Genomic DNA, 25,390 nt, shown 5'->3' with positions numbered 1-25,390 from the left:
TCCACCGTGTCGCCGTACAGGCACGCGCCCACCAGCTTGTCGTCCTTGATCACCAGCTTCTTGTAGACCCCGCCGAAGGGGTCGCTCATGACGATCTCTTCCGTGCCTTCGCCGCCCATGAACTCCCCGGCCGAGAACAGGTCGATGCCCGTGACCTTGAGCTTGGTGGAGGTCAGGGACCCCAGGTAGCGGCCGATGCCGAACTGGGCCAGGTGGTTGGCCGCGACCTTGGCCTGCTCGAAGAGGGGGGCCACCAGGCCGTAGGCGATGCCGCGGTGGGCGGCACATTCGCCCACCGAGTAGATGCGCGCGTCGGTCACGGTCTGCATGGTGTCGTTGACCACGATGCCGCGGTTGCAGTGCAGGCGCATTTGCTCGGCCAGCGCGGTGTTGGGGCGGATGCCCACGGCCATGACGACCAGGTCGGCGGCCACCTCGGTGCCGTCCTTGAAGCGGATGGCCTTGACTCGCCCGGCTTTGCCCTCGTCCGCGTCGCCCACCAGCTCCTGGGTCTGGGCGCCGATGAGGAACTTCAGGCCGCGGTCCTCCAGGGACTTCTGCAAGAGCTTGCCGGCCACGTCGTCCAGCTGGCGCTCCATGAGCCAGGGCATGACGTGCACCACGGTGACGCTCATGCCGCGCAGCATGAGGCCGTTGGCCGCCTCCAGGCCCAGCAGGCCGCCGCCGATGACGACCGCGTGCTTGTGGGTCTTGGCGGTCTCGATCATGTAGTCGGTGTCGGCGATGTCGCGGTAGGCGATGACGCCCTTCAAGTCCTTGCCGGGCACGGGCAGCATGAAGGGGTTGGAGCCGGTGCACATCAGGAGGCGGTCGTAGGCGGCCTCGGTGACGGCGCCTTGGGCATCCTCGGCGCGCACGATGCGCTTGACGCGGTCGACTTCGACGACCTTTTTGCCGGCGTGCAGGGTGATGTGGTTGTCGGTGTACCACTCCCAGCTGTTGAGCACGATCTCGTCCACGGTCTGCTCGCCCGCGAGCACGGGCGACAAGAGGATGCGGTTGTAGTTGGGGTGCGGCTCGGCACCGAAGACGGTGATGTCGTACATGTCCGGGGCGAGCTTCAACAGCTCTTCCAGGGTGCGTACGCCGGCCATGCCGTTGCCGACCATCACGAGCTTGAGTTTCTTCATGGGGTGGGGCCTTTCAAATGCAAATGCCGCAACGCAGCCTTGCGTGGCTGCATTGACGAGCGGGGTTGGGGGGAGGGGCGCCCGCAGAGTGCGGGCTGAAGGTGCTGGCGCCTCTTGCGCCGGGTGTTCGCAAGACCGCGAAAACCACACCAAAGCGGTGCTTCGTTACACCGTGATTTCCTGGTCATGCAAAGACCGTGCCTGCGCGGGCGAATCGCCGCTTCGCCAGTGAAGGCCTTTGACGCTACAGGCCGAGGAGGGTGGTTGGAGCGGGCTGGTGCTCGGAACTGGTGCGGCCGTGCACGTGGCACGTGCAATGGGCGAGCCGCGATGGCTCCCCGGTCAGAAGGGCCGTCGTGCGTTCAGCCGGGCCACCGGAACCGCGGCGCGCGCTTGGCGAGGAAGTCCGCCACGGCGTCGCGGTGGCCAGCGGTTCCCATCGCCAGTGCCTGCGCGCTGGCCTCCAGTTCGAGCCGGGTGTCCAGATCGTCTGCGGCAGCCAGGCTGCGCTTGATGAGGCTCACAGCCGAGGGCGATGCGCCGGCAAAGCTGTCCGCCAGCGCGCGTGCGCGGGGCAGCAATTGCTCGGGCGCCTGCAGCTCCATGGCTAAACCCAGGCGCAGCGCTTCTTCGCCGCCAACCTCGCGCCCCGAAAGCATCAGCTCCTTGGCGCGCTGCGCGCCGACGATGCGCGGCAAGGTATAGAAGGTGCCGCAGTCGGGCACGAGCCCGATCTTGATGAAGGACACGCACAGGCGCGCCCGCGGCGTGGCGATCACGAAGTCGGCGGCCATGGCCAACCCGAAGCCGGCGCCGAAGGCGGCACCGTCGACAGCGGCAATCACCGGCCGATCGAGCGTGATGAGGTCGCGCAGCCAGCCATGCAGGTCATGCAGGCGTTCGCGCCAGCCTTGGTTGTCGAGGCCCGCGCCGGCAATGCTGCGCAGGTCGCCGCCGGAGCAGAAGTGGCCGCCGGCACCGGTGATGACCAGGGCGCGCACACCGCGGTCGCGCTGAACACGCCGCACCGCGTCGGCCACTTCTTCGCGCATGGCGGGGCCGAGTGCGTTGCGGGTGGCGGGGTCGTCGAGCGTCAGTACGGCTGTCGTGCCGTCGGTTTCGAAGCGGATGCGCTCGTAGGTCGGGGAGGCTTCGGGTGTGCTCATGGTGTTCTTGAAAGAGCGTATGCGGGGTCAGGCGGCCGGCTTGAGCGCGGAGCCCAGGTCGCGGCCGCCGGCGAGCGAGCTGCCGCCATCGACGGGAATGACGGCGCCCGTGACGAAGCTCGACCAAGGCGAGCTCAGCATCAGCGCCATCAGCGCGACGTCTTCGGTGCGGCCGAAGCGCCCGAGCGGAATGGACGCCGCCATGGCTGCGAGCGCCTCGGGGCCGGGGGCGAGCCTGCGCACCCCTTCGGTGTCGCCGATGGGGCCCGGCACGATCGAATTGACGCGCACGCCGTCGGCGCCCCATTCCATGGCCAGCACGCGTGTGAGCATGTCGACACCCGCCTTGGCGGCGCACACGTGCGCCTGGTAGGGCGTGGGGTTGGCGGCCTGCGGCGCCGAGATGTTGATGACCGATGCGCCCGGCCGCCGCAAGAATTCATGCGCCGAGCGCAGCACGTTGAAGGTGCCCACCAGGTCGATGTCGACCACGGTGCGAAAGCCCTTGCTCGACATGCCGAGGGCCGGTGCAACGAAGTTGCCGGCGGCCCCAGAGACCAGCACGTCGATGGGGCCGAAGGCCTCGTGCGCGGCGGCCAGCGCGGCGCCGATGCTGTCTGCATCGCGCACGTCGGCGATCCATCCCTCGGCCCGTCCGCCATGGCTGCGCAGGCGCTCCACGGCGGCGGCGACGCGTTCGGGCGAGCGGCTGGCAATGCCCACGCGGGCACCGCGCCGGACGAAGGCCTCCGCAATCGACAGGTTGATGCCGCTGCTTCCTCCGGCGACGAAAACCGTGCGGCCCTGGAAGTCGAAGGCCGCCTCGGGCGGCGGTGCGAGAGAAGCTTCTGCGTGTGCGGTCATGGGCGATGTATGAATGAAGAAAGGCGCCGCCGCACTCAGGATTCCGACTGCGGAAGCGGCAGGTAGCGAAACGATCCGAGCGCGGTGGCCACGAGCTCGCCGCTGGCGTCGCGCGCTTCGGCCGAGCACGAAACGACGCCGTCGTTGGTCTCCAGCGCAAAGCCGTCGGCCACGATGCGGCCGAGGCCGGGCCGCAGGAAGCTGGTGTTCAGGTTCAGCGTGACGGCGGTCTTGGTGAAGTCGACCAGCGAAACCGCCGCGCTCGCCATCACCACGTCGAGCATGGTGAGGATCACGCCGCCGTGCACAGCGCCGATTACATTTTGCAGTTCGGGCCGCGCGTCGATCAAAAGCCGCGCCTGGCCGCCTTCCGAATAGGCGCGCTCCACGCCCATCATTCGCGTGAAGGGCACGCGGGCGTAGGCGTTGCGTCGGGCCACCTGATCGTCGACCATTTCAGCGGACATCTCATCGGCCATAGGCGGCACGCAATGCGGTCTTGAGCACCTTGCCGGCGGCGCTCATCGGCAGGCTTTTGGCAAAGGCGATGCTGCGCGGGCACTTGTAGCCGGCCAGCTCCCGGCGGCACCAGGCCGTGAGTTCCGCGCCGAGTTCCGCCGTGAGCGTATCGCTCGACGCGCCGGCCAACGGGTGTCCTTCGCGCACCACAACCACCGCATGCACCGCTTCGCCCCAGCGCGCGTCGGGCACGCCGATCACCGCGGCGTCGGACACCGCCGGGTGGCTTCGCAGCGCCGCTTCGACCTCGCCGGAGTAGACGTTTTCGCCGCCCGAGATGATCATGTCCTTCAGCCGGTCGGCAATGAAGATGTAGCCGTCCTTGTCCATGCGCGCGGCGTCGCCGGTGCGAAACCAGCCGTCCCGGAATGCCTGCGCGGTGATCTCCGGCAGGTTCCAGTAGCCGCGCGTGACCATGGGGCCGCGAACCACTATTTCTCCCACCGTTCCGCGCGGCATGTCGGCGCCCGATTCGTCGACGATGCGAATTTCGGCGCCGAGCCCGGCCCGGCCGACCGAGCGCCAGCGGTCTGTCAGCCGCGCCGCGCCGCGGTGGTTCAGCGGCGGGTTGATGCAGACCGCGCCCGCGGTTTCGGTCAGGCCGTACGCCTGGAAGAACTCGGCCTCGGGCCAGGCCTGAAGGGCGCGGTCCAGCAGATCGGGCGGCATGGGCGCGGCGCCGAACGCGATGCGGTTCAGCGACTGCGCGCGCGCCGGGTCGAAATGCGGCCAGTCGAGCACACTCTGCAGCATGCTCGGCACCATCACGGTGTCGGTGATGCCGTGGCGTTCGATGGCCGCGAGCACCGGCTCCGGGCGAAAGCTCGGCATCGTGAGGCAGGTGCCACCGACCATCGACTGGCCCACCAGCCGGCCCATGCCGGCCACGTGAAACAGCGGCGCCACCAGCAGGGACACGCTGTCGGGCGAGTTCGGCAGCTCGGCGGCGCGCGTCATGGAGGCCGACCAGAAGTTGGCGTGCGAGAGCATCACGCCCTTCGAGCGGCCGGTGGTGCCGCCGGTGTAGAGCAAGGTGCAAAGCGCGTCGCCGCCAGTGCGGCTGTCGGGCAGCCCGGGGCAATTCGCCGCCTCGCCGGCCAGCGCGCTGAACGACAGCATCGGTACCAGGTCGCCCAACGGTGCACCGGCCTCGCTCATCGCGTCGTCGGTCACGAGAAGGAGGGCGCCCGCATCGGCCAGCGCATGGCGAAACTCGGGCAGGCTCCAGCGCGTGTTCAGCGGGCATGCCACGGCGCCGAGCCACCAGCAGGCCCACAGCGCCACGATGAGCCGGTCGCTGTTGGGCGCCAGCAGCGCTACGCGGTCGCCGGGCCGTACGCCCCTTGCCTGCAGAGCGGCGGCATGGCGCGCCACCGCGTCCAGCAGTTGGGCAAAGTCGAGCGATCGCTCCGAGTCTTCCGCGACATGGCGCAGTGCCGTCTTGTTCGGATGGCGCTGCACCGCGCGGTGCAGGCCCTGTGTCAGGTACATGTGAATCTCCGGCTCCGGTGGTTCAGTTCGGGCGAAGGTTTTCGCCGGCGGGCTGCGCATCGGCCGGCGCGCGGTAGCGGAAGGTGCCCATCGCCTTGGCCACCACCGTGCCGCTGCCGTCGATCAGCTCGGCTTCGCAAAAACACACCGACCGGCCGCCGCCCGTCGCGCGCCCGGTCGCCACCAGGCGGCCTGCCGCGGGCCGCATGAAGCCGATATGCATGTCGATGGTCACCACTTCGCGGCTGTAGTCGATGCGGCTGAGCGCGGCATGCGCCATGGCGCTGTCGAGCAGCGTCATGACCACGCCGCCATGGCCGCCGCCGTGGTTGTTGCACAGCTCGGGCCGCAACTCGAGCGAGACGACGGCCGTGCCGTCGGCGGCAAAGTCGCGGTTGGCGGCCAGCAGTTCGAGAAAGGGCACATGGCGCTCTGGTCCTGCCACTGGGCGTGCCGTCGATTCGGACTGGGTGAGGGTTTCGTTCATCTGCGCAAGGCTCATTCGGGCTTGAAGCCGACCTCGTCGAGCATCTGCTTCTCGCGTGTGTACTGGGCCTGCGCGTAGGCGCGGAACACCGCGCTGTCCATCGGCCATGCCGCAAGATCGAAGTCGCTCAAAAGGCGCTGGTAGGCCGGGTCTTCCATGCCCTTGCGCAGGGCCGTCTGCAAGCGGGCGGAAATCTTCGCGTCGAGGTTCTTCGGTGCCACCAGCCCGAACGGCGACTGGATCACCAGGTCGAAACCCTGTTCCTTCACGGTCGGAACGGCGGGCCAGCGCTTCAGGCGCTCTTCAGTGAAGGTGGCCAGCACGCGCACCTTGCCGCCCATTGCCATCGCGCCGAAGCCCGGGTCTCCGTAGACGTCGAGGTGGCGGCCGATGAGCGCGGTGAGCTGCTCGTTGCCGCCCTTGAACGGAATGAAGTTGAACTTGACGCCGGCCGCGCGCGCCAGCCGCTCGGCATAGATGCGGTTGATGCTGGTGCTGCCGACGTTGCCCCAGCTGATCTCGCCGGGGCGCTTTTTCGCATCGGCCAGCAGGTCCGCAAGGTTCTTCCATGGCGCATCGGCCGCCACGGCGATGCCGGTGGCCAGGCTGGCCATGCCGATCACGTAGCTGAAGTCGGTCCGCGGGTCCCACGGCACCTTGAGCATGTGCGGCTGGCGGATGACCGTGTTGTGCATCACGGCCAGGGTGTAGCCGTCGGCGTCGCCCATGGTCGCGAGGCTGGCCGTGCCCGTCACGCCGCCGGCGCCCGCCCTGTGCGTCAGCACGAAGGGCTGGCCGATCTCCTGCGAGGCCGCGTCAAGCATGGCGCGCACCACCGCGTCGAGCATGCCGCCCGGCGGAAAGGGGAGGATGACGGTGATGGGCTTGGACGGAAACTCTGCCGCCAGTGCCACGCCATGCCGACCGAGCGCCGCCGTGCCGATTGCGGCGAGCGCAACGGCGCCGAGCGCCCGGCGTGTCAGCCCTGGATGGGCGGAAGAAAAAGATGGGGTCTGCATGCTTGTCTCCTTGTTTTCGTCAATGCGTGGCGCGTTCGACTTCTGCAATGGCCTCTTCCTGCAGCAGCCGCCACTGCACCTTGCCGGTTTCAGATTTGGGAAGGGCATCGCGGAACACCACGCTTCGCGGCACCTTGTAGGCCGAAAGCCGCTCGCGGCACCACGCGGCAATGCCTTCCGCGTCGACCTGGGCGCCCGGCCTGCACACCACCAGCGCCCGCACCGACTCACCCTGGCGGGCATCAGGCACGGCCACCACGCACGCCTCGTGCACGGCCGGGTGCTGGTGAAGAAGGTCTTCCACCTCGGCCGGCCACACCTTGTAGCCGCTGACGTTGATCATGCGTTTGAGCCGGTCGCGCATAAAGAAGAAGCCGTCGGCGTCGCGGCAGGCGAGGTCGCCGGTGCGGAAAAAACGCTTGCCGTCGCGCTCGAAGAAGGCGGCCGCATCGGCCTCTGGGCTGTTCCAGTAGCCGAGCATGAGCTGCTCCGCGTGCGTGACCAGTTCGCCGACTTCGCCGTCAGGCAGCGGCGCCAGCGTGACCGGATCGACGATGCGCGAATCGACGCCGAAAGCCGGCAGGCCGAGCGACAGCGTCTTGCCGTTGCCCGGCGGGTTGCCATGGAGAAACGAAGCCGTCTCCGTGAGGCCGTAGCCTTCCACATACGAAATGCCGAAGCGCTCCCGCAGCAGTGCGGCAACGGCCTGCGGCATCGGCGCGCCGCCGCCGTTGAGCATGCTGAGGCTGCACAGGTCGCGCTGCGCGGTTTCGGGGTGGGCGAAGAAGTCGTTCAGCATGGCGGGCGGCGCGGCCCAGGTCGTGACGCGGTAGCGTTCGATGGCGCGGCCCGCGGCCACCACGTCCCAGCGCGGCAGCATGACGACCGTGGCGCCTTGCGAAAGCGGCATCAGCATGGCGTTCTGCAGCCCGAGCATGTGAAAGAGCGGCGCCACCGCGAGCACCACGGCCTCGGCATGCAGACCGCGCCACAGGGCGGCACCGCAGGTCGAGGCCAGCACGGTGCGGTGCGTGTGCATGCAGCCCTTGGGGCGGCCCGTGGTGCCCGAGGTGTAGGGCAACAGGCACAGGTCTTCGGGCTGTGCGTCTACGTCATGCGGCGGCGGCGCGTCGGCCAGCGCTTCTTGCCACGCCATCGCACCAGGCAGGTCGAGCGGCAGGCGCCCCGCCGTGACGGTATCGGGCACGGGCTCCGTGGGCAGTTGCAGCAATGCATCAGAGTAGGTGTGCACGACGGCATGCGTCAGTCGCCCGTCGCGCAATGCCGGCGCCACCGCCGCGAGCAGCTCCTGCGCCACGCAAGCCACGCGGGCGCCGCTGTCGGCCAGGTAGTGCGCCACCTCGGCCGCGGTGCTCATGGCATTGACGGGAACCACCACGCCGCCCGCGCGCACGATGGCATGGAACGCCACGACGAACTGCGGGCAGTTCTGGCTGAGCAGCAGCACGCGGTCGCCGCGGCCCACGCCGTGCTGCCGCAGGTGGCCGGCCAGCCGCGCGGCCTGGTCGCGCAATGCCGCATACGTGATGGCGTTCTCGCAAAAGAAGATGGCCGGCTTGTCCGGGAAACGCAGCGCCGCGGTTTCCAACTGCTGCCAGAGCGTGATGCGCGGCACGTGGATGCGCGCGGGCAGGCCGCGCGGCCAGTGCGGTGGCGGTGTTTCGACAAGGGCGCGGCGGTCGGTCATGGCGGCGGAACCGGTTCTTGCTGGATGGTTCGAGGTCAAGGCTGGATCGCGCGGGCGATGATTTCCTTCATCACCTCGTTCGAACCGCCGTAGATGCGGCCGACGCGTGCGTCGGTCCAGATGCGTGCAATGGGGTATTCGGTCATGTAGCCATAGCCCCCGTGAATCTGCACGCACTCGTCCGCCACGCGGCACAGCGCGTCCGTGGTCCACCACTTGGCCATGGCGGCGGTTGCGGCGTCGAGCTCGCCGCGCAACAGGCGGGCCATGCAGTCGTCGATGAAGCTGCGCGCGATGGTCGCCTGCGTCTGGCATTCGGCCAGGCGGAAGCGGGTGTTCTGCAGGCTCATCAAGGTGTCGCCGAAGATCTGGCGCTGCGTGGCGTAGGCCACGGTGTCGTCGACCGCGCGCTGCATCGTGGCGGCGGCGCCCACGGCAATGAGCAACCGCTCGCGCGGCAGCTGCTGCATGAGCTGAACGAAGCCACGGCCCTCGGTGTCGCCGAGCAGGTTCCACGCCGGCACCCGCACGTCGTCGAAAAACAGCTCGACCGTGTCCTGACCCCGCTGCCCGACCTTCTCGAGCAGCTTGCCGCGCCGGAAGCCCGGCAGGTCGGCCGTTTCCACCATCAGCAGCGAAACTCCCTTGGCGCCCTGTGCCGGATCGGTCTTGACAGCGACGCAGACCAGATCGGCATGCAGGCCGTTGGTGATGAATGTCTTGGCACCGTTCACGACGTAGTGATCGCCGTCGCGCCGCGCCGAAGTCTTGATGCGCTGCAGGTCGGTGCCGGCACCGGGCTCGGTCATGGCGATGGCGCCGACCATTTCTCCGCTGGCCATCTTCGGCAGCCAGCGCAGCTTCTGCGCTTCGCTGCCGTAGCCCAGCAGGTAATGCGCGAGGATGCCGCTGTGCACATTGAGGCTGAAGCTGTTGACCAGCGCGCGGCCTTGCTCTTCGCAGATCACCGCCTCGTGCAGCACGCCGCCACCGCCGCCACCGTAGGCTTCGGGAATGCCGGGGCACAGCAGGCCGAGCTCGCCCGCGCGGCGCCAGATGGCGCGGTCGGGGTGATGCTGGCGCGCCCACTCTTCCTGGCGCGGCACGCACTCCGTTTCGAAGAAGCGGCGTGCGGTGTCGGCCAGCATGGACAACTCGGCGTCCATCCACGGGCGGGCTGCGGTGGGCAGGGGCATTGCTCTCGGCTCCGGCTCAGGGGCGGCCGCCGCCGCAGACCAGCACCTGTCCGCTGACGTAGTCCGACTCGGGAATGCAGAACAGGTAGACGGCGCCCGCTGCTTCTTCGGCCGTGCCGCCGCGGCCCAGCGGTATCAGCGACTCGGCGTTCTTCAGGATCTGCGGGTTGACGCCGACCTTGATCTGGCGCCCGTCGATGTCGATGCTGGCATCGGCATTGGCATCCGCCTCGGTCAGCCGTGTCTTGATGAGGCCGAAGGCCACGCTGTTCACGTTGACCTTGTAGCGGCCCCATTCCTTTGCAAGCGCCTTGGTCAGCCCGTTGATGCCCGACTTGGCCGCCGCGTAGTTGGCTTGGCCCGCGTTGCCGTAGACGCCCGAGGTCGAAGAGATGTTCACCACCTTGCGCAGCACCGGCGCTCCGGCCTCCGCCTCGCGCTTGGACGCCTCGCGGATGAAGCCGGCTGCGGCACGCAGGATGCGAAACGGCGCCGTCAGGTGCACGGCGAGGATGTCTTCCCACTGCTCGTCGCTCATCTTCTGGATCACGTTGTCCCAGGTGTAGCCGGCGTTGTTGACGATGATGTCCAGCCCGCCGTAGCTCTCGATGGCGGTGCCGACGAAGCGCTCGCCGAAGTCCGGCTGCGTCACGCTTCCGACGCAGGCAACTGCCTGCCCGCCGGCCGCCCGGATGGCGGCGACGGTTTCGGCGGCCGGCGCCTCGTCGAGATCGTTGACCACTACGCGTGCGCCTTCGCTCGCGAGCTTGAGAGCGATGCTGCGGCCGATGCCGCGGCCCGAGCCCGACACCAGGGCGACCTTGTCTTGCAACTTGTTCATGGAGACTGGATTCATTGAAGGAGGAATGAGGGACATCAGGGCAGGGCCACCACGGCATCGCCGCTGAGCTTGATCTGGCCGTTCTGGTCTGTGGTGGATAGTTCGAGCCGCACGCGACGCTCGCCGCCCGTCTCGAACTTTTCGGCCACGCGGCCTTCGCAGCGCACGCGGTCGCCCACATGCGTGATGGCTGAAAAACGCACGCCGTATGTGCGCAGGGCCGAGGGCGGCACCCAGTTGGTCAGCAGCCGGCCGAGCCAGGCCATCGACAGCATGCCGTGGGCGAACACGTCGGCCTGCCCGGCGCTGCGTGCGAAGTCGATGTCGACGTGAATCGGGTTGTGGTCGCCCGATGCGCCGCAATACAGCGCAAGCATGAGGCGGGAGACGGGCTCGAGTTCCAGTGCGGGCAGCGTGTCGCCGACCTGCAGGCTGTCGAACCGGAGAGTCTGCGAGGGTGTGGTCGTCTGTGCGGTCATGGCGTTCCGTTCGAACCCGTTCAGGCGTTGCGCAGCACGGTTACGGTGCGCAGTTCCGCCACGCGCGCATCGCGCTGGTTGTGCACCTGCGTGCGGCGCACCACGAATTCCAGCGCACCGCATTTCTTGTCGTAGATGTCTTCGATGCATTGCTCGAAGCGCAAGGTGTCGCCGGCATGCACGGGTGCGTGGTATTCGAACTGCTGCGCGCCGTGCAGCAGCTTGCGGTAGTCCATGCCCAGGAGATTGCGGATTGCCGCGGGATCGGGCGCATCCATTTCCAGGCAGAACAGAAAAGTGGGCGGCACGAGCAGCCCGGGCAGGCCGGCCGCACGCGCTGCCTGCTCGTCGACATACAGCGGGTCGGTCTGGCCGGTGGCCTTGGCGAAAAAGCGCAGCCGGCCGGCTTCGACGCGCACATCGAATGCGGGGAGGGTGTGGCCGATGAAGCAGCGGTCGATCATCCGGCCGCCCCTTACGCGCGCTGGTAGAGCGTGACCACGCAGGCGCCGCCCAGTCCGAGGTTGTGCTGCAGCGCGAGGCGTGCGCCTTCCACCTGCCGCTGGTCGGCCTGGCCGCGCAGCTGCCACGTGAGTTCCGCGCACTGGGCCAACCCGGTGGCGCCCAGGGGATGCCCCTTGGACAGCAGGCCGCCCGAGGGGTTGGTGACCACGCGCCCGCCGTAGGTGTTGTCGCCTTCGAGAATGAATTTCTCCGCCGTGCCCTCGGGCGTGAGGCCGAGCCCTTCGTAAGTGATGAGTTCGTTGGCGGTGAAGCAGTCGTGCAGCTCCACCACGTCGATGTCCTCGGGGCCGATGCCGGCTGCCTCGTACACCTGGCGTGCGGCGGCCACCGTCATGTCGTAGCCGACCACCTTGCGCATGTCGTGCGCATCGAAGGTGCTGGGTGTGTCGGTGGTCATGGCCTGCGCGGCAATGAAAACCGTGGTGTCGATGCCGTGGCGCTGCGCAAAATCTTCGGAGCACACCACCGCGGCAGCGGCGCCGCAGGTAGGCGGGCAGCACTGCAGCCGCGTCATGGGTTCGAACACCGTCGGCGCGGCCATCACTTCGTCGAGCGTGACCGTGTCGCGGAACACGGCCATCGGGTTGCGTGCCGCATGCTGGCGTGCCTTGACCGAGATACGGCCGAAGGTGTCGGCACGGATGCCGTGTTCCTTCATGTAGTCGCGCCCCGCGCCGCCGAAGAACTGCGCAGCGCGCGGCGCGGCGGGATCGAAGCCTTGCAGCGCCGTCATCTCTTCGGCGAAGCGCGCCATCGGCGAGGGGCGGTCGTCGTACGCGCCTTTCAGTGCGCCCGGCACCATCTGCTCGAAGCCGAGCGCCAGCGCGCATTCGACCATGCCGCTCTCGACGGCCTGGCGCGCCAGGAAGAGCGCGCTCGATCCGCTGGAGCAGTTGTTGTTGAGGTTGAACACTGGCACCCCGGTCAGGCCGACGCGGTAGATGGCGGCCTGGCCGGCGGTGGAGTCGCCATACACATAGCTCACGTAGGCCTGCTGCACTTCGGTGTAGGGCACACGTGCGTCGTCGAGCGCGAGGCGCGCGGCGCGTTCGCCCATCACGAGGTAGGGATCGCTCTTGCCCGGCTTGCTGAAGGGAATCATGCCGACGCCGGCAACGATGACTTTGCGTTTCATGGTCTTTACTGGATCAAGGAATGGAAGGAAGGGGGAGGCCGCCTACTGCAGCTTGATGCCGAGCTGTTCGATGAAGACCTTTTCGCGCGCGGTCTGCTCGGCGGCGTATTGCTGGTATGCCGCGCTGGACATGTAGATGTCGGGCTGGTCGTAGAGCTCCAGCGCGCGCTGGTAGGCGGGGTCTTTCATTGCGCGGTGGAATCCGTCGTGAAGCGTCTTCACCACCGCCGGGTCCATGCCTTTGGGCCCGACGATGCCGACCGGCGAATTGACGGTGATGTCGTGGCCCATTTCTTTCAGCGTGGGCACCTGCGGCCAGCGCTTCAGGCGCTTGTCGCCAAGGGTGGCGAGCACGCGGGCCTTGCCGCTCTCGACCAGCGCGCCCCAGCCGGGGTCTGAGATGACGTCGATATGGCCGCCGAGCAGCGCGCTGGTTTCCTCGGCCATGCCCTTGAACGGAATGAAGTTGAGCTTCACGCCCGTGGCGCGCGACAGGCGCTCCATTGCAATGTGGCCGCCGCTGCCCACGCCGGTCGAGCTGTAGCTGATCTGCCCCGGACGCCGCTTGGCGTCGTCGAGCAAGTCTTGCAGCGTTTTCCACGGCGCGTCGTCGCGAACGACAAGGCCGTTGGTGTAGCCCGTGAGATTGATGATGTAGGTGAAGTCGGTCACCGGGTCGTAGCTCACCTTCTGCAGATGCAGCAGGCGAAACAGCGTGGCCGGAACGACGGAGATGGTGTAGCCGTCGGCTGCGGCGCTGCGCGCCATGGCCGCTGGCGCCAGCGTGCCGGCCAGGCCCGGCTGGTTGACCACGACAACCGTCTGGCCGATCTCCTTGCCCAGCGCCAATGCGATGGCACGCATCTGCGCATCGGTTGCACCGCCCGGGGGAAAGGGCAGGATCAGCGTCACAGGCTTGTGCGGATAGGCGGGCGGCTGGGCCAGGGCAGCCGGCGCTGCAAGGCACGCGGCCGATGCGGCAAGTGCGCCAAGGGCCTGGCGGCGGGAAAGAGCGCGATACGTCATCTCTGTCTCCTGTCTTTTTCGGCAGCTGTACCGCTGCCTGTGGGCGATCACCGGCGGTGGCCGGTGTCATGTCGAACCTTGCGAACTTCGCAGGACCGATGAGGAAAGTCTAGGGAGACGATGCAGTGCGGCCCATGGCCGAACCGATGATTCGGATTGGCACGTTCGATCAGCGTGCCGCTGCGGAGGGCTCAGTGCTCGCGCAGCCGCGTGGTGCGATATTCGCCCGGGGCCACGCCGGTCCAGTGCTTGAAGGCGCGGTGAAAGGTGCTGGCTTCGGAGAAGCCGAGCCGCTGCGCGATCTCGACCAGGTTCAGCTCGGGGCGCGCCAGGTACTCGATGGCGGCATCGCGCCGCAGGTCGTCCTTGATGGCGCGGTAGCCCTGGCCTTCCTCGGCCAGGCGGCGGCGCAATGTTTGCGGCGTAACGGCCAGCTGCTTGCCAACCGCTTCGAGCGAAGGCAGTTCATCGGCCAGCTGGCGCCGGAGGATGCGGCGGATGCGCTCTGTCATGCTGGTCTGGTCACGGTACTTCACCAGCAGGCTCGCCGGGGCCTGGCGAAGAAACTCGTCGAGGCTTTGCTCGTTCTGCACCACGGGAAGTTCGAGCCAGCGCGCCTCGAAGCGCCAACCGGTGCAACCCGCGCCGAAACGCACCGGCGCCTGGAAGAGCGCGGGCGCATCGCTGGCGCGCTCGTCCTGGTGCGGGTAGTCCACCTGCAGCAGCGGCACGCGCCGGGCGACCAGCCACGACACAAGGCCATAGGCAAGAAAAGAAAACGCCCGCTGCGCGTAGGCCACCGATGCCGTGAGCGGCACGCGTGGCACCAGCGCGAATGTGGCCTCGCCGTGCTGCACATGCAGGCGCGGCACGAAGTCGGCCAGCAGCAAGCGGTAGTGGCGCAGGCCGAGCGTCAAGGCCTCTCCGAGCGTGCGGCAACGGATGAGAAGGCGCGTGGCCTGCGCAAAGCTTCCGGTCGGCACCGGCTGGCTGCACAGGCCCCACAGCTCGTCGCGCAAGCGATGGCGAAGCGCGAAGATGAGGGCCGCGAACTGGTCCTGCGTGACCCGCGAGAGCGGTGCGTCGAGCAGCGCCGCGGAAATGCCGGCACGCTGCAGCAGTGCATCCACATCGGCGCCCTGCGCGCGTGCGCCGATCAATATCTGATCGACGTGCTGGATGCCGATGGTGTGGCGCGTGCTGTGTGTCGGTGTCTGCCTGATGGCCATGAGCGTTCGTGATGCGACAGCGCCCCGTTCGGCGCACGCATGGCGGGATTCTAGGAGTTGCACCGGCTGCAAGGGCGCGCGCGCTCAGCCCACCACGCCGCGCCGGCGCAGGTCGGCGCGGGCGGTCTCGTCGTGTCCCAGCGCCGCGAGCACTTCGTCGGTATCCTGGCCGGGCAAGGGCGCGGCCCGATCGATGGAAAACTCGAAACCGGTCATCCTGACGGGGCAGGCCAGCTGCGGCGCACCGCCTTCGGCGGCCGGCGGATGCACCATGCCCCGCGCCACGAAGTTTTCGTGCGCCAGCGCCTCTTCCAGCCGCAGCACGGGCGTGACGCAGCACTGCCGGCCATGGAACACGTCGGCCCAGTACGCGAGCGGCCGCGCTTCGATGAGGGCCGCCACGTCGGCGCGAACCCGCTCGGCGGTGGCACGGTCGGGCGGCATGTGCATCGGCTTCAGGTCGGGCCGGCCGAGCACGTCGCAGAAGCGCTCCCAGAACTTGTGCTCGAGCGCACCGACAGACAGGTGGCGCCCGTCCTGCGTGCGGTACATGGCATAGCAGGGCAGGGCCCCGCTGAGCTTGTCGAGGCCCGCGCGGCGTGTGGCGCCCTGCGTGGCCAGCGTGACCAGCGGCACCAGCGCATGCGCCAGCACGCCGTCGGCCATGGAAATGTCCACATGGCGGCCGGTGCCGGTGCGCGCCGCGTCGAACAGGGCCGCGAGGATGCCCATCACGGCATTCATCGAGCCGCCGAGCAAGTCCGCAATGGGCAGGTTGGAGAGGGCGGGGCCGGCGTCGTCGCGGCCGATCTGGTCGCTGACGCCGCTGAGTGCGCAGTAGTTCAGGTCGTGCCCCGGCTCGTCGCGGTAAGGCCCGGTCTGGCCGAAGCCGGTGATGCTGCAATAGACCAGGCGCGGGTTCACCGCCGAAAGCGCGGCGTAGCCCACGCCCAGGCGGTCCATCACGCCCGGCCGGAAACCTTCGACGAGCACGTCGGCGCTCTCGGCCAGCCGGTGCAGAAGCGCCACGCCGTCGGCTTGCTTCAGGTCGAGCCGCATGGCTTTCTTGTTGCGCTGGACCATGGCGCGCAACGCGGGCGCGGCGTAGTCGCCGAGGCCTGTGTCTTCGATCTTGAGCACGTCGGCACCGAGGTCGGCCAGATGCAAGGTGCAGACCGGCCCGGGCAGCAGGCGGGTCAGGTCGAGTACGCGAATGCCGGCCAGCGGCGGGCGCGATGCGCCGGTTGTCTCCATCGAGTTTTTCCTGGGTGAATTTGGAACGGGCGCGTTGCAGTCTAAAAACAGGTGCCTCGCGTGCCCATGGCACAAAGCCTGAAAGCCGTTGGCAGAAAGAATCATTTGCACACACGGCCGATCGGTTCGGCCACGCCGATGGGGCCCTTCGGCAATCGCGAATGGCGCGAATGGGGCACAGCCGGCATGCTCGACGCAACCCATGCCGAACTCCGGCCATTTCAATGACGCATTCATCGACAACATCAAAACCGACCGGCACCGGCGTGCTGGCGCGCCACCAGGCCGAGCTGGACGCGGGCCGTTTCCTGATCCAGCGCTGCGGCGCCTGCCAGCGCGCGGTGTACTTTCCAAGGGTGCTGTGCCCGCATTGCGGCGCCGAAGAGCCTGCCTTGGTGGCGCCCGCCGGCACTGGTGTGGTGTATGCCGTGACGACGGTGCGCCGCAAGCCCGAGGCCGGCGGTGACTACAACGTGTGCATCGTCGAGCTGGACGAAGGCGTGCGCCTGATGAGCCGGGTCGAAGGCATGCCGCCAGCCGAGGTGCGCATCGGCCTGCGTGTGTGGGCGCGCGTGGTGGTGCCGCCCGGCGGCAGCGGCATGGTGGTTTTCGATGCCGTCACGGGAGACGCCGCATGACCACACTGAAGCAACTGCGCGGCAGCGCCGCCATCGCCGGCGTGGCCACCTACGGCTGCGGCGAGTCTCCGGGCCACACCGACATGGAACTGCTGGCCGAAGCCGCGCGGCGCGCCGTCGCCGACGCCGGGCTGGCCATGAAGGACATCGACGGACTCTGCACCGCCAGCGCAAGCGCAACGATGTGGGCCATGCCTGTCATCGAGTACCTGGGCCTTCGCCCGAGCTACATCGACAGCACGATGCTCGGTGGCTCCAGCTTCATCGCGCACCTGCTGCCGGCCATGCAGGCCCTGGCCAGCGGCCAGTGCAACGCGGTGCTCGTCTGCTACGGAAGCGCGCAGCGCACGGCCACCTTCGGGCGAAGGGAAGTTGTCGCGAGCAGGCGCTATCTCGATCCGCAGCCTTACGAAACGCCTTATGAACCGATGCAGCCGCTCTCGGCCTACGCGCTGGCCGCATCGCGCCACATGCACGAGTTCGGCACCACGCGGCGCGACCTTGCCGAAGTGGCGGTGGCCGCGCGCGCCTGGGCCCGGTTGAACCCCGAGGCGTTCATGCGCGACCCGCTCTCCATAGACGACGTGCTGAATGCACGCATGGTCTGCGACCCGCTGACCGTGCGCGACAGTTGCCTGGTGACCGACGGCGCGGGCGCCTTCGTGCTGGTGCGAGCCGATCGTGCGCGGGACCTGCCGCGCGAGCCGGTGCATGTGCTGGGCACCGGCACGGCCGTGTGGAACCGGCAGATTTCGTCGATGCACGACCTGACGACGACGGCTGCGCGCGACAGCGGGCGCGCCGCATTCGACATGGCAGGCCTCTCGCCGCGCGACATCGATGTCGTTCAGCTTTATGACGCCTTCACCATCAACGTGCTGCTGTTTCTCGAAGACCTGGGCTTTTGCGCGAAGGGCGAGGGCGGTGCCTTCGTGCGCGGCGGTGCCATTGCGCCTGGCGGCCGGCTGCCGGTCAACACCAACGGCGGCGGGTTGTCCTGCGTTCACCCGGGCATGTATGGAATCTTCGCGTTGATCGAAGCCGTTCGGCAGCTCAGGGGCGAGGGCGGCGACCGGCAAGTAGCCGGTGCCCGCACGGCGCTTGCACATGGCAACGGCGGCACGCTGTCCAGCCAATCCACCGCAGTGCTCGGGCTGGCGCAAACGTTGTGATGAATGAAGCGCGTCAGCCGTATTCCGCTGCCAGCTCCGTTCGCCCCACCGGTGTGATTTCTCGCACCACCGCGCACTCGTAGTCTTCGAACGAACTGCAGAGATCGAGGGGCGGTGAGATTTCAGCCTCCACGCAACCGATCGCCTTCAGAACAGCAATGGCCTGAATCGCATCCCGGTCTCGAATATGAAGCGGGAAGCTGGCGTGCTCGAGTTCGAGCAAATACTCAATGGGTCTGGGTGTTGCTGGCACTGTCTGGAAATACTAGCCGAACAACTTTGGCTTGTGCTCAGGGGTGCACCCCAGTACCGTGCGGAACACGCTACAAGAGGTGTCGGAAAATGCGCACCACTTTCGGTTCAAGCGGCTTCGGCGTTGGTGCATTCGTACTAGTTGTTGCGCCGTTGCGGCTATTCCAGCGTGAACCCGATCTTCACCGTCACCTGCCAATGCGCGATCTTGCCGTCCACCACGTGGCCGCGCGTCTCGGTGACGTTGAACCACTGGATGTTGCGTACCGTCTCGTGCGCCTTGGAGATGGCGGTCTGAACCGCGTCCTCGATGCCGATCGGCGATGAGCCGGTCAGTTCGAGCGACTTGTAAACGTGATTCGACATGTCTCTGCTCCTTGTGAGTGGCGGCCACACATCGTAGTCAGTGCGCGCGGCGACAGCCAGATTTTTCTGCCGCCACGCGGATCACCGGGCTCCGGTCAGGCCACCGGCGAAATGAACGAGATCAGCCGCCCCATGCGGGCGATGAAGTTCGACGTGATGATGAACTGCGGTTTTTCGCGCTTCACATACGGTTCGATCTCCGGTGGTGCATCGGCCGGATAGGGAGAGGTGTCGTAGATGTCGCCCACGTGGCGGCTGCGGTAGGCCGTGCCGGTATACGGCGTCGTCGGGCCGTTGCCGCGGTACGGGTTCACGATCTCTGGCACGGGCGCGGTCCAGTAGTTGCCGTCCACCAGCGCGGCCAGGATCGTCTGTACTTCCGATTCGGGCACCACCGGCGTCTTCAGCACCGCGCCTTCGAACAGGTCCGGAAAATCCACCTCTCGAACGGCGGCAAAGTACTTTGGCAGGGCCCGGGCCGTGGTGGCCCGCAGCGGCGACTTGGCGACCATGGCATCGATCTGCGGCTGCGTCATCGCGTTGAGTTCATTCAGGCGCGTTTGCAGCGCGGCGGCATTCACCGAGCGGCCCGACGAATAGTGGCTGATGGTGTTGGTGATGTCCTTGTCGAAAAAGTACGCGCCGTTGTGGATGTTGGAGCCATAACGGTGAACGAAGAGCGGCTCGTTCGTGTCGAGCTCGATGAACGTGGCCACGTTGCGGCCGGCCAGCAGCGGGTTGATGGTTGCAACATCGGCCGGGAGCTGGATCGACGGCGACTTCAGCCAGTCGATCGCCTTCTGCAACTGCGACAGGTACTTCTTGTCGCCGGTGAGCGTGAAGTAGCCGAGCAGCTGCTGGATGTTGGTCTGCGTGGTGTGCGTGGCCAGCGAGCGCGGCTCGTACGAGCGCGCACCGGCCGGGGCGCCTGCAGGGCGGAGGTTCGTTTCGCGCGATAGGTGCTGAAGGCTCCAGCCCGATTGCAGCGGCAGCACCCCCGAGGTCCACTGCATGCGCTGCATGCAATCCATTGCCCGTGTGATGTTGGCCACCAGGTCGGTGCGGCCCAGCGTCATCACGCACATGGTCAGGAACTTGATGTTCTCGCCCATGACGTCGTCGTTGAAGGTCACGTGCAGCGTGTAGTCGCTGTCTTCCATGCCCGCGCGCGCGCCCGCGGGCAGCTGCTGCGGATTGGGCAAAGGCATCGAAGTGATTGCGTTCGGGTTGTGCGGAAAGCGCTGGGGCCAACCGCCGTCGGCTATGCCGAACTGAGGACCGAACTGCGCATCGGTGATGAACCTGATGGCCTTGTCGGCCGCGGCCTGGTAGACCGGATCTTTCTTCTCCAGATACATGCGCAGCATCAGCTGCGATGCGACGGCGGTGGTGGCGTCGTCGAAGGTCGCATTGCCGTAGTAGTGCTGGAACTCTTCCAGGCGCCAGCCGTTCATGCCAACGGTTTCGTACCAGTGCTGCAGCGAGGCCTCGCCGTTGAAGTCGTAGATGTAGTTCCAGCCGCCCGAGCTGTGCTGGGCCGCGGCAACCGCCTTGGCCGTGCGGTCGGCCGCTTGGTAGAAGCGCTCGTCCCCAGTCGCGTGATAGGCGTCCAGGTAGATATGGCCGATGGAGGAGGTGCCCGGCGGCTGCAGCCACAGCATGGTGCGCTTGGCTTCCATTTCTCCGAATGTCTGCGTGAGGTCGGGTGAGTACGACCACACGTAGCCGCCCTTGTAGGAGACCACTTCGTCCATGTAGCTCGCCGCGCGCTTGAGCGCTGCTGCGGCGGTGGCCTGCGGAGTTGGCGCGGGAGGGGGAGCAGGGGGCGGGGGTGGCGGAACAGGAATCGGGAAGCTTGGCCCGTCGTTGCCGCCGCCGCCACAGGCGGCCAGCGCGACGGGAGACAGGACCGAAATTGCAAACTGTCGGCGTTTCATGGCATTTCCCTTTATTGATCGAATGTCCGGGGTTGGTCGGGCTGCGTCATCAGATGTCATACAACATCAGTTGTCATACGACGCGGCGGGCGGATTATTTGGACGGCCTTCAGGTGGAGTCAATCAGAAATTGCAAAGAAAATCGCTTCAAAGTATCGCCAGTAACTACATAGTTGTAGGACAACGTATGAGTTGAGGTGAGGCCTGTCGATTTCCTCGCTGTCGGCCCGAACGCGATCCGCCAGTTGGAGGGCGGAGTTGCATCGGCACTGTCAATCCCTTACGCTGGCCCAGCGTCCACACGCAACACCCGACTCCTGCAGGCGTCGGTCGGCTCTCCGGACGCCAAGGAGTGCATGCCATGCCAAGCCGATCGAACGGCCTCGCGGCCGAAATGGAAGCAGTGCGAACGCTGGCGCTCGTCGGCCCCGCCGCTGCAGGCAAGAGCTCCCTTGCAGAGGCCTTGCTGCACAAGGCGGGTGCCATCGGGGTGTGCGGCAGCATCGAGCGCGGCAACACCGTCAGCGACCACGATCCGCTCGAGCGCCGCATGCTGCATTCGCTCAACGCATCGGTGATGCACCTCACGCATGCCGGCACGCGCATCCACTTCATCGACACGCCCGGCGGGCCCGACTTTCTCGGCCAGAGCCTGCCGGCGCTGGAAGCGGTCGAAACGGCGGCGGTGGTCATCAATGCCGCCAACGGCATCGAGCCGATGGCGGTGCGCATGATGGAGTACGCGGCCTCGCGCCACCTCGCCCGCATGATCATCGTCACCAAGATCGACTCGCAGGGCATCTCGCTGGCGGGCCTGCTGGCCGACATCCAGGCGACCTTCGGCCGCGAATGCCTGCCGCTGAACCTGCCCGACGGGGTTGGCAGGCAGGTGGTGGACTGTTTCTTCAACCGCTTCGGGCAATCGGACTTCGGCCCCGTCGAAGCGGCCCACCGCGCACTGGTGGAGCAGGTGGTCGAAGTCGACGCGGCCTTCGTCGACCGCTACCTGGAGGAGGGCGACGTGGACCCGGCCGAGCTGCATGCGCCGCTCGAGCAGGCGCTGCGCGAAGGCCATCTGATCCCGGTGTGCTTCGTCTCGTCGCGCAGCGGCGCCGGCGTGGCCGAGCTGCTGGACGTGATCGTCAAGCTGCTGCCCGATCCGACCGAGGGCAATCCGCCGGAGTTCCTGCTTGGTGAGGGCGCGGAGGCCAGGCCAATGGAAGTTCGGCCCGATCCTTCGCTGCACGTGCTGGCGCACGTGTTCAAGGTCACGGTCGACCCCTATGTCGGCAAGATGGGCATCTTCCGCGTGCACCAGGGCACGCTCACGCGCGACAGCCAGCTCTACATCGGCGACGGCCGCAAGCCATTCAAGGTGGGGCACCTGTTCATGCTCCAGGGCAAGGATCACGTGGAGGTGTCGCACGCGGTGCCGGGCGACATCGTGGCGGTGGCCAAGGTCGACGAGATTCATTTCGACGACGTGCTGCACGACGCGGCGGAAGACAACCATATCCATCTCGCACCGCTGCCGTTCCCGGTGCCGGTGCACGGCCTGGCCGTGGAACCCAAGCGCCATGGCGACGAGCAGCGCGCCTGGGAGATCCTCGGCAAGCTCGCGGCCGAAGACCCGTGCCTGCGCATCGAGCATGTGGCCGCGACCAACGAGACGGTGCTCTACGGGCTCGGAGAACTGCACCTGCGCATCGTGCTCGAACGCCTGCGCGAGGTGTACCGCTTCGAGGTCCTGACGCGGCCGCCCCGCATTGCCTACCGGGAGACCGTGACCGCACCGGCCGCGGGCCACCACCGCCACAAGAAACAGAGCGGCGGGGCCGGCCAGTTCGGCGAAGTCTTCCTGCGCATAGAGCCGCTGCCGCGCGGTGCGGGCTTTCAATTCGCGGACGAAGTCAGGGGCGGCGCGATTCCGGGCCAGTTCATTCCCGCCGTCGAGAAGGGTGTGCGCGAGGTGCTGGCGAGCGGGGCGATTGCCGGCTACCCCGTGGTCGATGTGCGCGTCGTGGTGCACGACGGCAAGCACCACAGCGTCGACAGCAAGGACATCGCCTTTGCGACGGCCGGCCGCAAGGCCTTCATGGCCGCCATGCGCGAGGCACGGCCGGTGGTGCTCGAACCCATCGTCCAGATCGAGATCGCCGTGCCCGAACATTCTGTCGGCGATGTCACGAACGACTTGTCGTCGCGGCGCGGCCTGGTCACCGGTACGTCGATCGTGGGCGTCGGCACCGTGGCGGTCGGCGGCCAGGTGCCCATGGCCGAATTGGCCAGCTACCAGTCGCGGCTCAATGCGATGACCAGCGGCCAGGGCCGCTACACCATTGCGTTGTCGCACTACGAAGCCGTGCCGCCGGGGGTTCAGCAGACGCTGATGGGGCAGTACAGGGTGCACGAAGAAGACTAGGACGCTGGCCGCGTCGCTTGTCTTCGGCGGTCGAGTGCGTCCGGGGGCGAGTGCCTCCGAGGTGAAGGCCTCCGGCATATGCACAACGGCATGATCTGCTTGTAGCGACTCGCACAACCGCAGCCTGCTTTGTGCAAGGCCCTCATTGCAGCACCCGGGCGAGGGGCGCGCAGCCTAGACTTTTGGACATCCAAACGTCCGACCTCCGCTCCATCATGACGCGCCCCACCGCATTGCCAAGCATCCGTTTCGCCACGCTGAACTCCTCCGTCATCGAGCACCTCAGGCGCGCTGGCCGCCTGGATCGCATATTTGTCGACGGCGAATGGGTCTTGCCCGAAACGCAAGCGCGCAGCGCCGTCATCGACCCATCGACCGAGGAGCCCGTCGCGGAGATCGCGCTTGGCAGTGCAAGCGATGTCGCCGCAGCCGTGGTTGCAGCGCGGCGCGCCTTCGCGACCTGGTCCGTGAGTGCCGCCCAGAGCAGGGCCTTGCTTCTCGATCGCGTCCACGCCCTGATCCTCGAGCGCGCAGAACTGTTCGCCCAGGCCATCTCGCTGGAGATGGGCGCGGCCATCGGCTTCGCGCGCAGCACGCAGGTGCCGTCCGCGGCGGAGCACATCCGTGTGGCCAGCGACAACGCGCGCAGCTATGAGTTCGTCACCCATCGGGGCGACATGGCCATCGTGCGCGAGGCCATCGGCGTGTGCGGCCTGATCACGCCGTGGAACTGGCCGCTCTACCAGATCACCGCCAAGGTCGGAGCCGCCCTGGCAGCGGGATGCACCGTCGTCTTGAAGCCCAGCGAGTTGTCGCCCCTGAGTGCCTTGCTCTTTGCCGAAGTGATGCACGACGCCGGCATTCCGCCGGGTGTGTTCAATCTGGTGAATGGCAGCGGACCAGAGGTCGGCGCTGCCTTGGCCGAGCATCCGGACGTGGACATGATCTCGTTCACCGGCTCGACGCGGGCCGGCGTGCTGGTGGCCCAGGCGGCGGCTCCGACGGTGAAGCGCGTGGCGCAGGAACTCGGCGGGAAATCGCCCAACCTCATCTTGCCGGATGCGGACCTCTCTCTTGCCGTACCCAAAGGCGTGGCGGCCGCCTTCCGCAACGTCGGCCAATCGTGCAGCGCGCCGACTCGCATGATCGTGCCCCGCGCGCGCCTGCAGGAGGTTGAACGGATCGCGTTCGAAGCGGCATCCGGCTTCGTCGTGGGCGATCCGCGTTCGCAGCAGACCACGCACGGCCCGGTGGCCAATCGTGCGCAGTTCAATCGGGTGCAGGAAATGATCGGCATCGGCATTGCCGAGGGCGCGCGGCTCCTTTGTGGCGGCGCCGGGCGGCCGGAGGGCCTGAACCGCGGTTTCTACTGCCGCCCGACCATCTTCAGCGCGGTGCATTCTCAGATGCATATCGCGCAGGAGGAGATCTTCGGGCCGGTGCTCGCGATCATTCCCTACGACAGCGGGGACGAAGCGGTGGAAATCGCCAACGACACCGTCTACGGCCTGGGCGCCCATGTGCAAGGCAAGGACCTTGGTGCGGCGCGCGCCGTAGCGGCGCGCATTCGCTCCGGGCAGGTGCACATCAACTATCCGGCCTGGAACCCCAATGCGCCCTTCGGTGGCTACAAGCGCTCGGGGAATGGCCGCGAATACGGCATCGAAGGCTTCGAGGAGTACCTGGAAACCAAGGCCATCCTCGGCTTCCAGGATGCCTCGGCACCCAGCAGCAACTGACAGACTTTTCAGTGAAGACATCGCGCATCGCGCAGGAGCAATGATGACCGTGGCCCTAGTACTGCATCGCGCCGACGGCGCGCCCGTTTCAACCGCTTTCCGCAGGGCGCCGTTCGGCAAGGACGACCCCTTTGCGCGGCATCGCGAAATCGCCTGGGAAGGACCGGGCGAGATGAGCGCCGGCCGCACCAGCTTCATCGGCGAACTCGACGTCGCAAGCTATCCCCACATCGAGACCATCGTCGTGGTCGAGGGCGAGCTGACCCTGACGGCGGCCGGGGAGGCCCCGCTGGTGGTCGGTCCCCAGGCGGGTGCCGTCATCGGATGCGGCACCTCGCTTCGCATCCAGGCCGGATCCCGCGTGCGCTTCGTGTTTTGCGCGGCCGCCTGCGACAAGCCGACGAAGCGCGGCGTCTTCCCCCTGCATGCCGACGCCAACTTCACGCCCACCGGCACGCTGCCCGCCGAAGTGCTGCTGGGCCCCGTGCCGGAGTGCCGCAGCGACAAGGTCTTCACCGATGACGCCGCGCAGTACCTTGCGGGCGCCTGGGACTCGACCCCCTACCACCGGATCGTTCGCGCGCATCGCATGAACGAGTTCATGCATCTTGTGGCGGGCAGCGTGCGCTTCCCAGACCCTGACGGCGGTGTGCTGTCCGTGGGCACGGGCGATTCGCTTTTTGTGCCCCAGGGCACGCCGATCGGGTGGGAAAGCAGCGATCGCGTAGCGAAGTTCTACGTGTGCCAAACCGTCCCGGCTTGAACGGGCGAGCG

24 protein-coding genes are annotated in these 25,390 nt (G+C 67.4%); 5 read left to right on the top strand and 19 right to left on the bottom strand.

Features of this window, described 5'->3' with window-relative positions; all coding sequences use genetic code 11:
• The 16 genes from ABIC94_RS09495 to ABIC94_RS09420 all read right to left on the bottom strand — a co-directional run.
• Positions 1-1,151, bottom strand: a 1,151-nt coding sequence (locus ABIC94_RS09495) for an NAD(P)/FAD-dependent oxidoreductase (RefSeq protein WP_354372766.1), incomplete at its 3' end; no start/stop codon positions are given.
• 362 nt (positions 1,152-1,513) lie between these two features.
• On the bottom strand, positions 1,514-2,317 hold the full coding sequence (locus tag ABIC94_RS09490) for an enoyl-CoA hydratase/isomerase family protein (RefSeq protein WP_354372765.1): 804 nt from the start codon (positions 2,315-2,317) through the stop codon (positions 1,514-1,516).
• A 27-nt stretch (positions 2,318-2,344) separates the two neighbouring features.
• On the bottom strand, positions 2,345-3,181 hold the full coding sequence (locus ABIC94_RS09485; protein ID WP_354372764.1) for an SDR family oxidoreductase: 837 nt from the start codon (positions 3,179-3,181) through the stop codon (positions 2,345-2,347).
• 35 nt (positions 3,182-3,216) lie between these two features.
• Positions 3,217-3,648, bottom strand: a complete 432-nt coding sequence (locus ABIC94_RS09480) for a PaaI family thioesterase (protein WP_354372763.1) — start codon at positions 3,646-3,648, stop codon at positions 3,217-3,219.
• Position 3,649: 1 nt separating this feature from the next.
• Positions 3,650-5,191 (bottom strand): class I adenylate-forming enzyme family protein, encoded by a 1,542-nt coding sequence (locus ABIC94_RS09475; RefSeq protein ID WP_354372762.1) that lies wholly within the window; start codon positions 5,189-5,191, stop codon positions 3,650-3,652.
• Positions 5,192-5,213: 22 nt separating this feature from the next.
• Positions 5,214-5,678 (bottom strand): PaaI family thioesterase, encoded by a 465-nt coding sequence (locus ABIC94_RS09470; protein WP_354372761.1) that lies wholly within the window; start codon positions 5,676-5,678, stop codon positions 5,214-5,216.
• Between the two features lie 11 nt (positions 5,679-5,689).
• Entirely contained in the window at positions 5,690-6,697 is a 1,008-nt protein-coding gene (locus ABIC94_RS09465; RefSeq protein ID WP_354372760.1) for a tripartite tricarboxylate transporter substrate binding protein, read from the bottom strand.
• 19 nt (positions 6,698-6,716) lie between these two features.
• A complete protein-coding gene (locus ABIC94_RS09460; protein ID WP_354372759.1) occupies positions 6,717-8,405 on the bottom strand; it encodes a long-chain-fatty-acid--CoA ligase in 1,689 nt (562 codons plus the stop codon).
• A 35-nt stretch (positions 8,406-8,440) separates the two neighbouring features.
• Positions 8,441-9,601: an acyl-CoA dehydrogenase family protein gene (locus ABIC94_RS09455; protein WP_354372758.1), complete on the bottom strand. Its 1,161-nt coding sequence runs from the start codon at positions 9,599-9,601 to the stop codon at positions 8,441-8,443.
• A 16-nt stretch (positions 9,602-9,617) separates the two neighbouring features.
• Complete coding sequence (locus ABIC94_RS09450; RefSeq protein WP_354372757.1) at positions 9,618-10,442, bottom strand: SDR family NAD(P)-dependent oxidoreductase; 825 nt, start codon at positions 10,440-10,442, stop codon at positions 9,618-9,620.
• 35 nt (positions 10,443-10,477) lie between these two features.
• Positions 10,478-10,921: a MaoC family dehydratase gene (locus ABIC94_RS09445; RefSeq protein ID WP_354372756.1), complete on the bottom strand. Its 444-nt coding sequence runs from the start codon at positions 10,919-10,921 to the stop codon at positions 10,478-10,480.
• A 20-nt stretch (positions 10,922-10,941) separates the two neighbouring features.
• Positions 10,942-11,385 (bottom strand): MaoC family dehydratase N-terminal domain-containing protein, encoded by a 444-nt coding sequence (locus tag ABIC94_RS09440; protein ID WP_354372755.1) that lies wholly within the window; start codon positions 11,383-11,385, stop codon positions 10,942-10,944.
• A gap of 11 nt (positions 11,386-11,396) precedes the next feature.
• Positions 11,397-12,581, bottom strand: a complete 1,185-nt coding sequence (locus tag ABIC94_RS09435; protein ID WP_354372754.1) for a lipid-transfer protein — start codon at positions 12,579-12,581, stop codon at positions 11,397-11,399.
• A gap of 42 nt (positions 12,582-12,623) precedes the next feature.
• The gene (locus tag ABIC94_RS09430; protein WP_354372753.1) at positions 12,624-13,607 is read right to left on the bottom strand and encodes a tripartite tricarboxylate transporter substrate binding protein; all 984 of its coding nucleotides are present in this window, start codon (positions 13,605-13,607) and stop codon (positions 12,624-12,626) included.
• Between the two features lie 191 nt (positions 13,608-13,798).
• Positions 13,799-14,836, bottom strand: coding sequence for an AraC family transcriptional regulator (locus tag ABIC94_RS09425; RefSeq protein ID WP_354372752.1), 1,038 nt, complete (start codon positions 14,834-14,836; stop codon positions 13,799-13,801).
• A gap of 84 nt (positions 14,837-14,920) precedes the next feature.
• Entirely contained in the window at positions 14,921-16,090 is a 1,170-nt protein-coding gene (locus ABIC94_RS09420) for a CaiB/BaiF CoA transferase family protein (protein WP_354372751.1), read from the bottom strand.
• A gap of 224 nt (positions 16,091-16,314) precedes the next feature.
• On the opposite strand from ABIC94_RS09420, the gene ABIC94_RS09415 reads away from it, so the two are divergent.
• Both ABIC94_RS09415 and ABIC94_RS09410 read left to right on the top strand, forming a co-directional pair.
• Entirely contained in the window at positions 16,315-16,728 is a 414-nt protein-coding gene (locus ABIC94_RS09415; protein ID WP_354372750.1) for a Zn-ribbon domain-containing OB-fold protein, read from the top strand.
• A complete protein-coding gene (locus ABIC94_RS09410; protein WP_354372749.1) occupies positions 16,725-17,900 on the top strand; it encodes a thiolase in 1,176 nt (391 codons plus the stop codon). Before ABIC94_RS09415 ends, ABIC94_RS09410 begins: the two co-directional genes overlap by 4 nt.
• Before the next feature lie 13 nt (positions 17,901-17,913).
• On the opposite strand, the gene ABIC94_RS09405 is transcribed toward ABIC94_RS09410, so the two are convergent.
• The 3 genes from ABIC94_RS09405 to ABIC94_RS09395 form a co-directional block, all read right to left on the bottom strand.
• Positions 17,914-18,123, bottom strand: a complete 210-nt coding sequence (locus ABIC94_RS09405; protein ID WP_354372748.1) for a hypothetical protein — start codon at positions 18,121-18,123, stop codon at positions 17,914-17,916.
• Positions 18,124-18,311: 188 nt separating this feature from the next.
• On the bottom strand, positions 18,312-18,518 hold the full coding sequence (locus ABIC94_RS09400) for a dodecin (RefSeq protein ID WP_354372747.1): 207 nt from the start codon (positions 18,516-18,518) through the stop codon (positions 18,312-18,314).
• 95 nt (positions 18,519-18,613) lie between these two features.
• Positions 18,614-20,455, bottom strand: a complete 1,842-nt coding sequence (locus ABIC94_RS09395) for a pectate lyase (protein ID WP_354372746.1) — start codon at positions 20,453-20,455, stop codon at positions 18,614-18,616.
• A gap of 361 nt (positions 20,456-20,816) precedes the next feature.
• Between ABIC94_RS09395 and fusA the strand changes: the two genes are divergently transcribed.
• The 3 genes from fusA to ABIC94_RS09380 all read left to right on the top strand — a co-directional run bounded on the left by fusA (position 20,817) and on the right by ABIC94_RS09380 (position 25,379).
• On the top strand, positions 20,817-22,877 hold the full coding sequence (gene fusA / locus ABIC94_RS09390; protein ID WP_354372745.1) for an elongation factor G: 2,061 nt from the start codon (positions 20,817-20,819) through the stop codon (positions 22,875-22,877).
• Positions 22,878-23,134: 257 nt separating this feature from the next.
• On the top strand, positions 23,135-24,616 hold the full coding sequence (locus ABIC94_RS09385) for an aldehyde dehydrogenase family protein (RefSeq protein WP_436317974.1): 1,482 nt from the start codon (positions 23,135-23,137) through the stop codon (positions 24,614-24,616).
• Between the two features lie 43 nt (positions 24,617-24,659).
• On the top strand, positions 24,660-25,379 hold the full coding sequence (locus tag ABIC94_RS09380) for a cupin domain-containing protein (RefSeq protein ID WP_354372743.1): 720 nt from the start codon (positions 24,660-24,662) through the stop codon (positions 25,377-25,379).
• The last annotated feature ends 11 nt before the right edge of the window (positions 25,380-25,390 follow it).

Origin of the sequence: Variovorax paradoxus, assembly GCF_040544635.1 — a bacterium.
Classification (GTDB): Bacteria; Pseudomonadota; Gammaproteobacteria; order Burkholderiales; family Burkholderiaceae_C; genus Variovorax; species Variovorax paradoxus_R.
Note: the sequence above shows the minus strand (reverse complement) of the source record. Positions and strands in the feature narration are given on the sequence as shown.

Bases quoted from the DNA above. Each gene is read 5' to 3' on its own strand.
- ABIC94_RS09415 (WP_354372750.1), top strand. From the start codon at position 16,315: ATGACGCATTCATCGACAACATCAAAACCGACCGGCACCGGCGTGCTG.
- ABIC94_RS09380 (WP_354372743.1), top strand. From the start codon at position 24,660: ATGACCGTGGCCCTAGTACTGCATCGCGCCGACGGCGCGCCCGTTTCA.
- ABIC94_RS09450 (WP_354372757.1), bottom strand. From the start codon at position 10,442: ATGAACAAGTTGCAAGACAAGGTCGCCCTGGTGTCGGGCTCGGGCCGC.
- ABIC94_RS09470 (WP_354372761.1), bottom strand. From the start codon at position 5,678: ATGAACGAAACCCTCACCCAGTCCGAATCGACGGCACGCCCAGTGGCA.
- ABIC94_RS09440 (WP_354372755.1), bottom strand. From the start codon at position 11,385: ATGATCGACCGCTGCTTCATCGGCCACACCCTCCCCGCATTCGATGTG.
- ABIC94_RS09485 (WP_354372764.1), bottom strand. From the start codon at position 3,181: ATGACCGCACACGCAGAAGCTTCTCTCGCACCGCCGCCCGAGGCGGCC.
- ABIC94_RS09465 (WP_354372760.1), bottom strand. From the start codon at position 6,697: ATGCAGACCCCATCTTTTTCTTCCGCCCATCCAGGGCTGACACGCCGG.
- ABIC94_RS09410 (WP_354372749.1), top strand. From the start codon at position 16,725: ATGACCACACTGAAGCAACTGCGCGGCAGCGCCGCCATCGCCGGCGTG.
- ABIC94_RS09430 (WP_354372753.1), bottom strand. From the start codon at position 13,607: ATGACGTATCGCGCTCTTTCCCGCCGCCAGGCCCTTGGCGCACTTGCC.
- ABIC94_RS09420 (WP_354372751.1), bottom strand. From the start codon at position 16,090: ATGGAGACAACCGGCGCATCGCGCCCGCCGCTGGCCGGCATTCGCGTA.
- ABIC94_RS09490 (WP_354372765.1), bottom strand. From the start codon at position 2,317: ATGAGCACACCCGAAGCCTCCCCGACCTACGAGCGCATCCGCTTCGAA.
- ABIC94_RS09425 (WP_354372752.1), bottom strand. From the start codon at position 14,836: ATGGCCATCAGGCAGACACCGACACACAGCACGCGCCACACCATCGGC.
- fusA (WP_354372745.1), top strand. From the start codon at position 20,817: ATGCCAAGCCGATCGAACGGCCTCGCGGCCGAAATGGAAGCAGTGCGA.
- ABIC94_RS09445 (WP_354372756.1), bottom strand. From the start codon at position 10,921: ATGACCGCACAGACGACCACACCCTCGCAGACTCTCCGGTTCGACAGC.
- ABIC94_RS09395 (WP_354372746.1), bottom strand. From the start codon at position 20,455: ATGAAACGCCGACAGTTTGCAATTTCGGTCCTGTCTCCCGTCGCGCTG.
- ABIC94_RS09400 (WP_354372747.1), bottom strand. From the start codon at position 18,518: ATGTCGAATCACGTTTACAAGTCGCTCGAACTGACCGGCTCATCGCCG.
- ABIC94_RS09475 (WP_354372762.1), bottom strand. From the start codon at position 5,191: ATGTACCTGACACAGGGCCTGCACCGCGCGGTGCAGCGCCATCCGAAC.
- ABIC94_RS09480 (WP_354372763.1), bottom strand. From the start codon at position 3,648: ATGTCCGCTGAAATGGTCGACGATCAGGTGGCCCGACGCAACGCCTAC.
- ABIC94_RS09455 (WP_354372758.1), bottom strand. From the start codon at position 9,601: ATGCCCCTGCCCACCGCAGCCCGCCCGTGGATGGACGCCGAGTTGTCC.
- ABIC94_RS09460 (WP_354372759.1), bottom strand. From the start codon at position 8,405: ATGACCGACCGCCGCGCCCTTGTCGAAACACCGCCACCGCACTGGCCG.
- ABIC94_RS09435 (WP_354372754.1), bottom strand. From the start codon at position 12,581: ATGAAACGCAAAGTCATCGTTGCCGGCGTCGGCATGATTCCCTTCAGC.